This window comes from Wolbachia endosymbiont (group B) of Cyclophora punctaria (genome assembly GCF_964028235.1).
In the GTDB taxonomy this organism is placed as follows: Bacteria; Pseudomonadota; Alphaproteobacteria; order Rickettsiales; family Anaplasmataceae; genus Wolbachia.
In genome coordinates this window covers 180,173-194,051 of sequence record NZ_OZ034749.1, presented here as the reverse complement: position 1 = coordinate 194,051, position 13,879 = coordinate 180,173, and the positions used below count along the sequence as shown (strand labels likewise).

Here is a 13,879-nt window from a genome sequence, read left to right as displayed (position 1 = left end):
AAAATAATATCAACCCAATTTATCACCACCGGGTAACGGTTGCAAGCCAAAAGCTTCTCTTTTTTCATTAAGCGTCATGAAGCTTGCGTTTTGCACGTATTTCCACATCTTTTGTCTTTTCTCCATTAGAATTTCTATCGCGTCTTTATCATATGACAAACATAAATCTTTGCCAAACTTGGGCACTAGCCAAGAATTTAAGTGACAAATAATATTTTCTAGTGTTGGTAAAATCGTCTGTTCCCAAAGGGAAAGATGTGCTTCGATCAAATTGCTATAAGTATTATCACCTGGTATGCCAAGCAACTGCGGCGGAACGCCAAAAGCTAGAGCAATATCACGAGCTGAGCTATGTTTTGACTCAATAAAATCCATATCCCTCGGTGATAAGCTCATTTCCTTCCACTCTAGGCCCCCTTCAAGCAATATAGGTCTTCCAGCATTGACAGGACCTGAGTAATGATCATTTATCTGTCCTTTTAAGCGTTGGTACTGCTCTTGACTTAAGTTTCCACCACTTCCATCCTTTTCTGATTTTACAACTATTGCACCACTTGGTCTTGCTCCATTTTGCAGCATTGCCTGATTCCAAGCTCCCGCTTGGTTATGCTGATCTATACTATATGCAGCTGCCTCAATTGGTGATAGTCCATACCAATCATTCAAAGGGTTAAAGGTTTTAAGATGCAGTACTGTTGAACGCCCAGTCAATTTATCAACTTTAAAGTCATAACTGTTGTTATTTACGGTATAACGATAGGCAGAATGACCTTACCCAGAAAAAGTAGACAGAAAGTTAAGACGTTTTTGAAGTAAAATAAAACGTTTTTTCAAAGAGGTGTGGTATGACAAAAAGAAAAGAATATACAGCAGAATTCAAAATTGAAGCTATAAGACTAGTAAAAGAAACAGGTCAATCATCAGCAAAAATAGCAAGAGATTTGGGTATTAGCGGTGATTCATTAAGCAGATGGGTAAAAACATACAATGATAGAATGTCTGGAGTAGATGCGTTTCCAGGAAAAGGGAAAGTAGCTCATTGTGACAAAGAAAAGTTTTATTTAAAGAAAGAGCTGGCAAGAGTAACGAGGGAAAGAGACATTTTAAAAAAAGCCCTGGGATATTTTGCAAACCAAAAAGAGTAAAATATTCTTTTATAAAAGAACATGAAAACTGCTATAAAATACGGGAATTATGCAGATTTTTGAACGTATCTGCTTGTGGTTATTATAAATGGATTACTAAGGAAAAAAACAACAAAAAATCAATAAGAGAAGAGCTCATACAAGATATTCAGAAGGTATATCGAGCATCACAATGCAGATACGGAGCTCCTAAAATTCACGCTGAATTAAAGGCTTTAGGTAAAAATTATAACATCAAAACAGTGCAAAATGTTATGCAGAAAAATGGCATTCAAGCTAAGCTTAGACGAAAGTTTAAAAGTAAAAAACCACAAATAGACAATAGAGTTATAACTCCTAACATATTAAATCAGAATTTCATCGCTGATCAACCTAACAAGATATGGGTAACTGATATTACGTACATAAAAACTAATGAAGGATGGTTATATTTGGCAGCAATAATAGATTTATATTCACGCATGGTGATTGGCTGGTCAATGAGTAATGCAGTAAATAGGCAATTAGTTATAGATGCGTTATTCATGGCTATTGGTAGGCGCAAATCTGCTAAAAATCTACTATTTCATAGCGATCAAGGATCGCAATACACCTCTAAAAATTATCAATTTTTACTAAGTACAAAAAATATTACTTCTAGTATGAGTCACAAAGGTTGTTGTTATGATAATGCTGTTTCAGAGAGCTTTTTTAGTTCACTTAAGAGAGAGTTACTCATTGATACTTCACAACACTCTGCACAACAAGCTAAAACCGCAATATTTGAATATATAGAAATTTTTTACAATAAACAGCGTAGACATTCTACTATTAACTATTGCATTCCTGAGCTTTTTGATTCATCATTCTCATAGCAAAAACGTCTTAACTTTCTGTCTACTTTTTCTGGGTAAGGTCAAAATACAAAGAAGTATGTTGTAGCTGCTTCTGCGCTTGCAATAGCCGGTATTGTTTCAGGGGTGGCTGTTGCAGTTTACTTGGAAATGTTAGCGGTAGGAATAGCAGTTGCAGCTTGTTGTCTTATTGCAGCTACAGTTACATACTGCTGTAGACCTAAAAGCTTAATTGAGGATAATCAGGTCAAAAAGGTTATGCAGACAGAAGAATGTCAGTCTAAGTAATAAATATAGTAGTCTATCATTTAATAATTTATTATAATTATATTGATTGTTAATAGATAAAAACTTGGTGGACTACGAAGAGATGCTTGCTAAGTTGACAAAATTGCCATTTAATGCTACACTTAGCTTAGCTACTAATTAGGAGGAAAAACATGTTAGGTTCAGATTTTGTATCACAGGAATCAAACAAAATTTTAAAGAAATCAGATTCTAGGGATTCGGGAACTGAAGAAGGGTTTGAAATTTTAGAACGAGAGGAAAAAGAGCGCCGTCGTTCTGAGGATTCAGGTAATGAAAGTCAAGAGGAATCTGGCGTTAATAATTCTGATACTAAATCTAGTGCAGTAACTACGTTAGAATTTCAGCTAACACAATCTCTGCTGGGTCAAGTAAAGGCAAATGAGAATGATGAAGATGTAAAGTCTGGTAACACAGCTTATCAAGACCTATATAGAACGGATTTTTTTGTAATCAATGATCGCACTATAGATAATAGTTTCATTAAAGGGTTATATGATAAATATAATGAGGGAGATGATAAACGTCTGTTTGCAAAGTATGTTTTTACGGAAATTTTTAAATATGCTAAAGCAGAAGTTCCAAATGACTATATACTGGAAGAGTTAATTACTAGTTGCAATCAGGCTGGGTATGATGGTTCTTTGTTAATGCAGCTCTCTCCTATATTCTCTAAGCATAAACTAAGCTTGCCTCATGCCAACGATAGAAAGATAAGTATTGTATATAATAGCCAAGGTTCTCTCAATATTCAGTATTGTCCAAGTATGCCTGTCAGGGAACTTGATACAAATAGGGAAATATGCAGGGTTGATGCTATTTTAGAGTTCACACTTAAATTTCATAACGGTGAAGTAGAGTATGAAAATGGTAAAGTAACACTTATCATTCCTGAGGAATTAAAAGCTGGTAGGGAAAGTTTACTAGACGATATTAATGAACGTTTCACAGATTATGATAATGATGGATTTATTCGTTTACACGTTGCAGCACAAAAAGGTAATGTTGAGCTTGGCAGGCGTTTACTAGAATGTGGTGCAAATATTGAGATTAAATCAAAAACAAAAGTAGGTGGTGACACTGCACTTCATTTAGCTGCTAGAAATGGTCATAAAGATTTTGTGAAGCTTTTACTTGATAACGGTGCAAATGTTAATTCAGTGAGTAGTACAGGCAGCGGAGTAACTCCTTTATATGAAGCAGTGTATTATGGACATTTAGATGTTGCGGAATTGCTAATAGATCGTGGCGCAACAGTTGATGCTAAAGATCGGTATAACTTTACTCCTTTGATGTACGCTTCTGCAGAAGGTAATTCGGCAATGGTGGAATTACTTTTACAAAACAATGCAGATCTTTATTTACAGAATAATAATGATGAAACTGCACTGCACTTAGCTGCTGATAATGGCCATCCTGATGTAGTTGCTATTTTAATAAGTGCAGCAGAAGATAAAGAAAGGTATGTTAATATGCAAAGCAATAATATTGGTACTGCGTTGCATGTTATAGCTTATAATCGAGAAATAAATGAAGGGCGTAAAAAATCTGCAAAATTGCTACTAGACAATGGTGCAAGCCCGTATTTAGAAAATGATCCAATTATTAATACACCATTAGATACTCTTTTGAAAGAAAGCTCTTTAGATATGGCAAAAAAACGAGGAAATAAGGGATTTTTGGAATTTATGTCATTTTTAGGCTATTCAGCAACCGTACCAAGAAATTTAAAGAATGATCCACAAAACACAAAAAAGTATGTCGTAGCTGCTTCTGCGCTTGCAATAACTGTTATTGCCTTAGGAGCAGCTGTTGCAGTTTACTTGGAAATGTTAGCAATAGGAATAGCAGTTGCAGTTTGTTGTCTTATTGCAGCTACAATTACGTACTGCTATAGGCCTAAAAGCTTAGTTGAGGATAATCAGGTCAAAAAGGTTATGCAGACAGAAGAATGTCAGTCTAAGTAATAAATATAGTAGTCTATCATTTAATAATTTATTATAATTATATTGGTTGTTAATAGATAAAAACTTGGTAGACTACGAAGAAATATTCTTAAATAAAATCAAAGATATAAAAGAAGAAGGGCGCTATCGTGAATTCACGCATTTTGCGTCATTACCTGGCAAACTTCCCTATATTATGGATTATGAAAGAAATAGAGAGGTTATTGTCTGGTGCAGTAATAATTATCTGGGAATGTCACAAAACGATAGTGTCATTGCTGCTATTCAAAATTCATCTGTTGGTGCTGGAGGAACAAGAAATATATCAGGTACAACAAAGGAAGTTGTTGAGCTCGAGAAGTCTTTGGCTGACTTGCATCAAAAAGAAGCTGCTTTAACTTTTGCTTGTGGCTATCTTGCCAACCAAACTACACTTAGTACTTTATCGTCTGTTATTCCGGGCGTGGTAATTTTTTCAGATGAGAAAAACCATTCTTCAATGATAGAAGGTATAAAATCAGGAAAAAGACCGAAGCACATATTTAGGCATAATGATGTTGATCACTTAGAGCAGTTGCTAAAGTCTATAGATATAAAAACGCCGAAAATAATAGCACTTGAATCTGTATACTCAATGGATGGTGATGTAGCACCGCTTGAAGCGATATGTGATCTAGCAGATCAGTATAATGCAATTACCTATTTGGATGAGGTACACGCAGTTGGCATGTATGGACCGCGCGGTGGCGGAATTGCAGAAAGAGAAGGTTTGATGGATAGAATAACTGTTATTCAGGGTACATTATCAAAGGCTTTTGGAGTGATGGGTGGATATATAGCGTCTTCAAAGAGCTTGGTGGATGTAATAAGAAGTTCAGCCCCAGGATTTATTTTTACTACTGCTATGTCACCCGTTTTAGCAGCAGCAGCAAAGGCAAGCGTTGAGCATTTAAAATCGAGCAATGTTGAAAGAGAGAAGCAAAAGCAGTCTGTTGAAAAGGTAAAAGACTCACTGAGAAACGCAGGAGTGAATTTTATGCAAACAGAAACTCATATAATTCCAATCATAATTGGCGATCCTGAGTTGTCCAAAAAAGCATCAAAATTGTTATTTGATGAGTATGGAATATATGTACAACATATAAATTACCCAACAGTTTCAAAGGGGACTGAGCGCTTCCGTATTACTCCTACGCCTTACCATACAAATGAAATGATAGAGCATTTAACAAAATCTCTTGTAAAAGTTTTTGAGAAATTATCTGTTTGTGTCTGTTGTTGAGTTTAAAGTTGCCAAGAATAAGGTATCTATTTAAAAGCATAGTTAATGTACAAAATCAGTGCTTTATTTCTTATCATGAAAGTAGCTAACACTGGGATCTATAGCTCACACAGGTAAAGTTTACTCTTTTGTCATCCTATGGCTTGACCATAGGATCCAGTCTAAACAATCTGGATTCTAGTGTCACGTGCTGGAATGACACCTATTTGTTCCTATAGTTGTCTTTTCTCGTCTATCTTATTTTGCCACCCTGCTGCAATGAGGGGTAGGTAAGACCATTTATTATTTTCACTACGTGACTTTTGCTCTTTTGAATGAACTTTAGTTTATATCTCCAGCAATGACAAGCGCGTTATCTTCCCTTAATCTCCCACCGCTTTCTTGCAGAAAAAGCCTACCGAGTGAAGTTTTATATTTATTAATTCCAGAGTAAATTATTCCATTGTATCTTCCGGCAGCAAGATATGCAAAACCTAGTACCGTTGAGCCAAGGGAGCGTAGATTATTATTGTCAAGTGGTAATTTATTTAACAAATTACCACTTATGTCTATTATTCCCCCTTCACGAGCTTTCATCCGCATTTTTACATGGCGAGATTTGAAATCTTCAAGAAAAGCTCCTTTCTTTTCCTCTGCCCAGAAAGTTTCTCTAAGGGCTGGAGCATCAATCACAGCTGCTACAACTCTGTTTTTATGAATGAGACAAACTGATACTGCAAAATAAACCATACAACTAAAAAGGTTTTCCTTGCCTTCTATAGGCATAATAAACCAAGTATAACTGCCTTCTTTTAGATCTTGGCCTACATTGTCTTCAAAAATAAAGTCATAGTTCTGGTTGTAGTTTTTCAAGCAATCGTACATAAGTTGCTTGGATTTCGAATAAGTTTTATTGATAAAGTCTGCTGACTTAACGCTTGAAATTTGCAATTCATTAAAATCACGTATAAGCTGCTTGGAGGCACTGCGTACAGAATCAAGCATCACATTGATTCGTGGTGATGAAATGGCCATTTACTCTTTTACTCTTTCGTAATAGCTGTTATCAAGAGTATGTAATACAATTTTATCCCCTTCTTTTATAAATTGAGGCACGTTAACACGTATTCCGTTTTCCAAAATTGCAGGCTTATAAGAAGCAGTAACAGTCTGACCTTTGATAACAGACTCTGTCTCTTTTACAGTTAGTGTAACGTGATCAGGCACATGTGCAGAAATTATTTTATCTTGATAAGTTACTACTTTAATTTTCATATTATCTTGCAAATAAGCCTTCTTTTCCCCTAATAAGTCTAAATTTATAACAATCTGCTCGTAACTACTTGGATGCATAAGATTTACGATATTCCCTTCAGTAAAGAGATAAACATATTCCTCTTCATCTAAAATTGCCCTTCTGATTGTTGCATCAGAGCGAAACCTCTCATAGTACTTTGCTCCTGTTTGGATATTTTTCATTTCAGCTTGTATATATGCACCACCTTTACCAGGTTGAGTATGCATAATACTTACAACCAAAAACAATCCACCGTTATGTTCTAGTACCTGACCTGGCCTGATATCATTAGCCCTTTCTGCCATAATTACACTTTTAATTTGGTCTGATTATTATAAATCACTTTATACAAATATCAAAATTTTTATTGGCCAATGAATTCTGGCATGTTGATTACTATATACCTTTCCTTCATGTTGATGTATGGAAATACTTCTTTAGTAAAAGATAACATAATGTTTTTTTTTGTGCTGATAACCAAAATTTCTAATATATCCCCCGAGCCGAAATTATTCACAGACTTCACATAGCCATATAATTCATTACTCTCTAGTCTTACTTCCATATTCACAAGATCATCTTGGTAAAATTCATCCTCATCATTTAACTGTGGTAGCTTATCTCTTTCTATATATAACTTTTTATTTCTTAAAAGCTCTGCTTCATTACGGGAATTCACACCGCTAATTGTTGCTATTACTAAATTATTACTGACAACAGACACCAAGCTTATTTTATAATTTTCACTTCCGATTATTAGTTCACCATATAGGAAAATATTTTCGGGCTTTTCAGTAAAGGTTTTTATTTTGACAGCTCCTTTGATTCCATGGGGAGAAGTAATTATTCCGAGGCATATATTCATATTAATATGATAGTTGAAATCAGCTTTTTGTCCATAGAATTGGCAATTTATTGAATTAACATACAATTAATATTGTAATAATTATAGCGGGTAATGTGTGAGTTCTATCAGTAATCAAGAAAGGCAAAGTATTATAAGTAGCTTAGAAAAAATCAACTGCAAGCTAAAAGGTGAATCTATAAAACTTGATGATACAAAGGAATCTATAATAGTAGCACGTCGTAAATCTGTTGTTAAAGGGATATTGGAACATCTCAAAAACCCTTCCATTGCTAACTGTAATGTGACCTTACCCAGAAAAAGTAGACAGAAAGTTAAGACGTTTTTGCTATGAGAATGATGAATCAAAAAGCTCAGGAATGCAATAGTTAATAGTAGAATGTCTACGCTGTTTATTGTAAAAAATTTCTATATATTCAAATATTGCGGTTTTAGCTTGTTGTGCAGAGTGTTGTGAAGTATCAATGAGTAACTCTCTCTTAAGTGAACTAAAAAAGCTCTCTGAAACAGCATTATCATAACAACAACCTTTGTGACTCATACTAGAAGTAATATTTTTTGTACTTAGTAAAAATTGATAATTTTTAGAGGTGTATTGCGATCCTTGATCGCTATGAAATAGTAGATTTTTAGCAGATTTGCGCCTACCAATAGCCATGAATAACGCATCTATAACTAATTGCCTATTTACTGCATTACTCATTGACCAGCCAATCACCATGCGTGAATATAAATCTATTATTGCTGCCAAATATAACCATCCTTCATTAGTTTTTATGTACGTAATATCAGTTACCCATATCTTGTTAGGTTGATCAGCGATGAAATTCTGATTTAATATGTTAGGAGTTATAACTCTATTGTCTATTTGTGGTTTTTTACTTTTAAACTTTCGTCTAAGCTTAGCTTGAATGCCATTTTTCTGCATAACATTTTGCACTGTTTTGATGTTATAATTTTTACCTAAAGCCTTTAATTCAGCGTGAATTTTAGGAGCTCCGTATCTGCATTGTGATGCTCGATATACCTTCTGAATATCTTGTATGAGCTCTTCTCTTATTGATTTTTTGTTGTTTTTTTCCTTAGTAATCCATTTATAATAACCACAAGCAGATACGTTCAAAAATCTGCATAATTCCCGTATTTTATAGCAGTTTTCATGTTCTTTTATAAAAGAATATTTTACTCTTTTTGGTTTGCAAAATATCCCAGGGCTTTTTTTAAAATGTCTCTTTCCCTCGTTACTCTTGCCAGCTCTTTCTTTAAATAAAACTTTTCTTTGTCACAATGAGCTACTTTCCCTTTTCCTGGAAACGCATCTACTCCAGACATTCTATCATTGTATGTTTTTACCCATCTGCTTAATGAATCACCGCTAATACCCAAATCTCTTGCTATTTTTGCTGATGATTGACCTGTTTCTTTTACTAGTCTTATAGCTTCAATTTTGAATTCTGCTGTATATTCTTTTCTTTTTGTCATACCACACCTCTTTGAAAAAACGTTTTATTTTACTTCAAAAACGTCTTAACTTTCTGTCTACTTTTTCTGGGTAAGGTCAATGTATGATCGATGCAGAAACTGGATTTGGTAAGACTTACGACATTGGAATACTGAGTCATGTACTAGCCCAAGCAGGATTTCATCATCTGGTTGCAGTACCAAGTAGTGACCTAGTGAATCAAGCTAAAAAAATGATGAGCAGTGCATTTACTGTAAACATTAGGACACCTAAAACTGCTGAGGAAATTAAAAATGCACTGAAGGCAACTAAACCTACAACAATTATAGTGACACATGACCTGTTATTACAGCAAGAAAATGATCGTAAATTTAAAGACCAAAATACCAAGTTGTGGATTAGTGTTGATGAAGCAGACAGTATTAACAAGCAGCAGGATTTTGAGAACATGTGCAAGCTTGATGAGAAATATCCTACGACTTACCTCACTGCAACACCAAAGAGAAGGATTTTAAATAGATGCGGAAAAGTTATCAGCCCGACAAGATTGAGTAGACGTTGTATTGCAAACGCCATCGAAACAGCAAGTGTTATTGCAAAAACCAATAGGATAACAAATTTCAATCAAGCACTTGTAGTGAACATTGCTACCTCCATCATATCTTTAGCTATATTGTTTCCTATTATAAATAGTAATGTTGCTGCCGTAATTGGTTTCACTTCAGATTATTGGCTGTATTCTGCTTTGATTGGGCAGCTATACTATACAATTTCTATGTTTATATTTGGTATGGTAGTGTTGCCAGTTTGGTGGGTGCTAACTAAATCAACTGGAGTGGAATCAAGAGAACTGCTCTCTAGATTTCTTGCTAACGTGCGTAGCTTATTTACTAGAGAAAAATCCAGTCCAGCTCATGAGTATGTTGAAGAAAGCGAAGAAGTTTTTAATTACAGTAAACTTGTCGATAACAATGATTTATTAACTTCTATAAGATGGAATGTGCAAAGCCCAATTGGAGAAAGTGCTCTGCTTTTAGTTGATGATGTAAATAGTATAGTTAACCTTAACTTTGCGTTGCAGGGTAGAGATAATTTAGTATATGAAGGTAGTACACGTTATAAAGTGTATAATAAATTTCAGCCTGAAGGAATGTCATATCAAGACTACAGGCTCCAATTACGTCAATTAAACTTTATAAACTGCGTTAAAAAGCAACATCCTAGTTTGACAGAAGAGCAGATATCTGAATTAAAAGAAAAGGTGGATTTCAGTAGTACTGCTGAATATCTAAAATATAGAGTAATGCATTCAATGATCGATCTTACTCTCTTATATTTAATGAAGTGTGATAATATTACCTTAGATAAAAAAAGAAGAGAAGGTTTGAGTGAATTGATAGAAGATGTTAAAAAGAATGTTAGCACCACTAATGATAACAATATTATAAGCTACCTAGAGAGAAAAGGCTTTAGTGAGCAATTTGCTAGAGATGAGCTCTTACTGCAAATAAAGACAGTAATTGAAGCACTGAGTAAAAGTGATAATGAGCAATGCAGCTTAATAGTTGATAATTGGCGCTTAAGCAAAGAGCTCCATGACCTCATGGAAAAAGAGGAAGGTATACTACATAGTCTCATTGATTTCTGCAAACAAAATAAATGTATCTTTGCAGGAATTGGGAAAATGATCTTGGTATTGGAGAAAATAGACCCTTTTCAGCGATAATACGTAATCAAATAGGTAAATATCGAGCTCTTTATTGTGATTATGAAAAAAGAGATTTTGATTCATTGGCTAAATATGCGTTGACAACGGTTATAGATGGATCGAAAGGTCGTGGATTTGATAGTGAATATAATCATGTTGCATCAATATTTGCAGATTCGGTTAGTCAGTTCAATAATCCATCTGAAGCCCTACAGAATCTTGGAAGAAATAGAGAGCGTAATGAGAGCAGACAATCATGGTTTTTCGCTGCTGCAGGTGAAAAAGTTGAGCTATTTGTGAATAAGATCTTAGCAAATTTTAAAAACGAACCACAGAAATTTTGTCAGAAAGTTTTGTTTCCAGCTACTAATAAATACAATAAGTTGCTAAAAAATAGAATGGGAGAAGAACTTGGAAGAAAAATAGAAATCTATATTAGTAAAAATATTGATGCATTAGGAAATATTGATGATTCAGCTCTGAAGAAGTTTTCTAGTGATTTGATAAAAGAAATGTATGAAAAAGTTCATGATATAAATGATTTTGATGTCAAAAAGACAGAACAAGATTCACATAGGATTTTAAAAAGTACAGAGGCATACCTTCGTTCATATGAGAACAGAATTAAAAACAACGGTAAATTATCTTGCACACGCTCAGCTTTATTTTCTGTGGGGAGTGCTATAACAAAGGTAATGTATTATCTTTGGGCAGGGTTTGACTATTTAGTCTTTTTGGCTAAAGCGTACAATATAGATAAATCTGGAGATACCAGTGCAAGAGCGTATGTACACATAATCAGAAACTGTCACTGTGAAAGTAGTGTGAAGGCGCAAAATGTATTGGTTCATGCATTAGAAATTGCCAAAGAACATGACAGCAGTTTCAAAAGAAATAGTTTGTAAGAAGGCAATGAGGATAGATGTAAAGAAAAAATCATCTCATATTTTCAATCCAAGCAATATATACGTGCATTAGATAGAACAATTGCTCAAATTGAAAATAAACACTTGGTAACAATTTTGAAAGCTGTAGGCTACAAAGATGATGCTAATAAAATGGCACAAGAAATCGAAGATTTTTTATGTGATTTAAAGAATTTAAATTGTGTAGACTTGAGAGAAAAATATTATCAAGGCAACTTATATTAAGAAAGCAAATTATACAAAATCAATAATCAAGTTAGTACGATAATTGATGAAATTGTAAGGTGTCATAAGTGGCATCATGGAATAGAGGACTTAGAGCTAAAATTAAAAATCAACCATAATATTTTTGAAGTCAGAGTTAACAATGATTTTTCTAAGTTACGTGAGAAAAACTTTAACAAACGCTCTAAAGAAAGGACATATCTAGGTAGAGCTATGTTACTTATTGGGTCCATAATTTCAATGGAGCTTATAGGTAGAATATCATCAGGTCAGACCATTGCCTTTACTTTGCGGTTTTATAGTATTTGGACCACTGTCACTCTTGTGTGGTGCATTGTTATATGAAATAACGACCTATTTAGTGAGAGGAGCATTTTTTATTTTTGGAGTGCCAATTCTTTTAGGAGAACTGTCTAAATGTGTTTTGAGAAACGGCTCAATGAAAAGTTTGTTAGATATGACATTATCGCTTGGTAACTCGGCTTTTTTCAATATTCCGAAAGACATCGTGCAATCGTTTATATTTGAGGATATAACAAAATTTGACTCACTAAGTGATATAAATGAGCTTACACTGATAAGAGAACAGGAAAAGGCAAAGTGTACAAATGAAGTAGCTGATAAAGTTGTAGCTACTGCTTTATCTGCAATTTTGATACAGCCAACAACTAGTGAGCAGGAAGGTTTAATTTTTAACTAGAACTTTTCAGATAAATACTGAGTGAGGATTTCAATGCCTTCATCAATCTCTTTTTCAGTGATAATGAGTGGAGGCAAGATTCTCAGAACATTATCTGATGTTACTCCAACAGTAAGTAAACCACGTTGACTTAGCTCTTCTGCAAATTTTTGGTTATTCATTTTTACTTTTATTCCTAGCATCAACCCTTTCCCTCTCACTTCTTCTATCATTGGAAACTTGCTTGCTAAGTCCTCTAGTTTGTTTTTTAAAGACTTACCTCTAACTTCAACATTTTCTAAGAAGCCAGGGCTGAGCAATTCATCCAATACAGCATTACCTACTGAAGTTGCAAGTGGATTACCACCAAAAGTAGAACCATGCATACCGACCGCCATGTACTTAGCAACCTTTTCAGTTGCAAGACAAGCCCCCAGAGGGAAACCTCCTCCTATTCCTTTTGCAAGAGCACATATGTCAGGCTTAATTCCTATGTGTTCATATGCAAATAACTTTCCTGTCCTGCCAGCACCGCACTGAACGCAATCAAAAAATAGCAGTATGTCGTTTTCGTTACATAGTTCTCTTAGCTCTTTCATGAAGACTTCACTCATTACTTTAATACCACCTTGTCCCTGTATTGGTTCTATTAATATAACACCTATGCCATTAGAAATTGCTTTCTTTACACTCTCAATATTGGGCTCTATGTTATCACACCAGTCAATATAAGGATTCAGTAATTCAGAAAATTTCTGTCTATCGTTTGTTGCACAAGTTAAAAATGTCCTTCCATGAAATGCACCATGAAATGTTAGAATTCTATAGCGATTTTTATTACCTTTTCCATTTTGATAGGCCCTAGCGATTTTAAGTCCACATTCCACTGCTTCTGATCCAGAATTTGCAAAAAATACAGTATTAGCAAAGCTGTTGTTTATTAAATTTTCTGCAAATTTGTTGGCAGTAGATATATTATAGGTATTTGATATATGCCATAGTTTTTCTCCTTGTAATTTTAGGACATCAGTTAATCGTGGGTTGGCATGACCTAAACTGCTAACAGCTATTCCAGAGTGAAAATCTATATAGCGCTTATTATCGATATCATACAAGTAAATACCTTTGCCATAAGAAAAATTTATGTTAGTAGGAGAATAAACTGGCAAGATAGGAGAAATTGTCATAAAAGTATGATATGCTAATTTTTTATTAATACCATAAAA

The 13,879-nt window shown here is 34.3% G+C and carries 15 protein-coding genes and 1 pseudogene; 9 read left to right on the top strand and 7 right to left on the bottom strand.

The window, feature by feature from the left end:
- Positions 1-9: 9 nt before the first annotated feature.
- Positions 10-762 (bottom strand): annotated as a pseudogene (locus ABWU33_RS01045) (phage portal protein); the annotation flags it as partial.
- A gap of 83 nt (positions 763-845) precedes the next feature.
- Here ABWU33_RS01045 and ABWU33_RS01040 point away from each other — a divergent pair.
- The 5 genes from ABWU33_RS01040 (at position 846) to hemA (ending at position 5,512) form a co-directional block, all read left to right on the top strand.
- On the top strand, positions 846-1,145 hold the full coding sequence (locus tag ABWU33_RS01040) for a transposase (protein WP_353280344.1): 300 nt from the start codon (positions 846-848) through the stop codon (positions 1,143-1,145).
- The gene (locus tag ABWU33_RS01035) at positions 1,121-1,999 is read left to right on the top strand and encodes an IS3 family transposase (RefSeq protein ID WP_353273672.1); all 879 of its coding nucleotides are present in this window, start codon (positions 1,121-1,123) and stop codon (positions 1,997-1,999) included. The genes ABWU33_RS01040 and ABWU33_RS01035 overlap by 25 nt, the downstream gene beginning before the upstream one ends.
- Before the next feature lie 105 nt (positions 2,000-2,104).
- On the top strand, positions 2,105-2,266 hold the full coding sequence (locus ABWU33_RS01030; protein ID WP_353280856.1) for a hypothetical protein: 162 nt from the start codon (positions 2,105-2,107) through the stop codon (positions 2,264-2,266).
- 152 nt (positions 2,267-2,418) lie between these two features.
- On the top strand, positions 2,419-4,251 hold the full coding sequence (locus ABWU33_RS01025; RefSeq protein ID WP_264337737.1) for an ankyrin repeat domain-containing protein: 1,833 nt from the start codon (positions 2,419-2,421) through the stop codon (positions 4,249-4,251).
- A gap of 64 nt (positions 4,252-4,315) precedes the next feature.
- Complete coding sequence (gene hemA / locus ABWU33_RS01020) at positions 4,316-5,512, top strand: 5-aminolevulinate synthase (protein WP_211908736.1); 1,197 nt, start codon at positions 4,316-4,318, stop codon at positions 5,510-5,512.
- A gap of 321 nt (positions 5,513-5,833) precedes the next feature.
- Here hemA and ABWU33_RS01015 read toward each other — a convergent pair whose 3' ends face one another.
- Genes ABWU33_RS01015 through rimM form a run of 3 tightly spaced genes read right to left on the bottom strand, consistent with a single transcriptional unit; the run spans position 5,834 to position 7,653 of the window.
- The gene (locus tag ABWU33_RS01015) at positions 5,834-6,526 is read right to left on the bottom strand and encodes an inositol monophosphatase family protein (protein WP_211907536.1); all 693 of its coding nucleotides are present in this window, start codon (positions 6,524-6,526) and stop codon (positions 5,834-5,836) included.
- Positions 6,527-7,093: an elongation factor P gene (efp, locus tag ABWU33_RS01010; RefSeq protein WP_211907535.1), complete on the bottom strand. Its 567-nt coding sequence runs from the start codon at positions 7,091-7,093 to the stop codon at positions 6,527-6,529.
- 59 nt (positions 7,094-7,152) lie between these two features.
- Positions 7,153-7,653 carry a ribosome maturation factor RimM gene (gene rimM, locus ABWU33_RS01005; protein ID WP_006014540.1) on the bottom strand — a complete coding sequence of 167 codons (501 nt, stop codon included), beginning with the start codon at positions 7,651-7,653 and terminating at the stop codon, positions 7,153-7,155.
- A 97-nt stretch (positions 7,654-7,750) separates the two neighbouring features.
- Between rimM and ABWU33_RS01000 the strand changes: the two genes are divergently transcribed.
- Entirely contained in the window at positions 7,751-7,987 is a 237-nt protein-coding gene (locus ABWU33_RS01000) for a hypothetical protein (RefSeq protein ID WP_353280853.1), read from the top strand.
- Here the strand turns inward: ABWU33_RS01000 and ABWU33_RS00995 are convergent.
- Positions 7,982-8,860 carry an IS3 family transposase gene (locus ABWU33_RS00995; RefSeq protein WP_353273672.1) on the bottom strand — a complete coding sequence of 293 codons (879 nt, stop codon included), beginning with the start codon at positions 8,858-8,860 and terminating at the stop codon, positions 7,982-7,984. The genes ABWU33_RS01000 and ABWU33_RS00995 overlap by 6 nt on opposite strands.
- Positions 8,836-9,135 (bottom strand): transposase, encoded by a 300-nt coding sequence (locus tag ABWU33_RS00990; RefSeq protein ID WP_353280344.1) that lies wholly within the window; start codon positions 9,133-9,135, stop codon positions 8,836-8,838. The genes ABWU33_RS00995 and ABWU33_RS00990 overlap by 25 nt, the downstream gene beginning before the upstream one ends.
- An 83-nt stretch (positions 9,136-9,218) precedes the next feature.
- Between ABWU33_RS00990 and ABWU33_RS00985 the strand changes: the two genes are divergently transcribed.
- The 3 genes from ABWU33_RS00985 to ABWU33_RS00975 all read left to right on the top strand — a co-directional run bounded on the left by ABWU33_RS00985 (position 9,219) and on the right by ABWU33_RS00975 (position 12,674).
- Positions 9,219-10,841 carry a DEAD/DEAH box helicase gene (locus tag ABWU33_RS00985; RefSeq protein ID WP_353280851.1) on the top strand — a complete coding sequence of 541 codons (1,623 nt, stop codon included), beginning with the start codon at positions 9,219-9,221 and terminating at the stop codon, positions 10,839-10,841.
- Complete coding sequence (locus ABWU33_RS00980) at positions 10,775-11,728, top strand: hypothetical protein (RefSeq protein WP_353280849.1); 954 nt, start codon at positions 10,775-10,777, stop codon at positions 11,726-11,728. The genes ABWU33_RS00985 and ABWU33_RS00980 overlap by 67 nt, the downstream gene beginning before the upstream one ends.
- A 568-nt stretch (positions 11,729-12,296) precedes the next feature.
- Entirely contained in the window at positions 12,297-12,674 is a 378-nt protein-coding gene (locus tag ABWU33_RS00975; protein WP_353280848.1) for a hypothetical protein, read from the top strand.
- Here ABWU33_RS00975 and ABWU33_RS00970 read toward each other — a convergent pair.
- Positions 12,671-13,840, bottom strand: coding sequence for an aspartate aminotransferase family protein (locus tag ABWU33_RS00970; protein ID WP_353280846.1), 1,170 nt, complete (start codon positions 13,838-13,840; stop codon positions 12,671-12,673). The genes ABWU33_RS00975 and ABWU33_RS00970 overlap by 4 nt on opposite strands.
- Between the last annotated feature and the right edge of the window lie 39 nt (positions 13,841-13,879).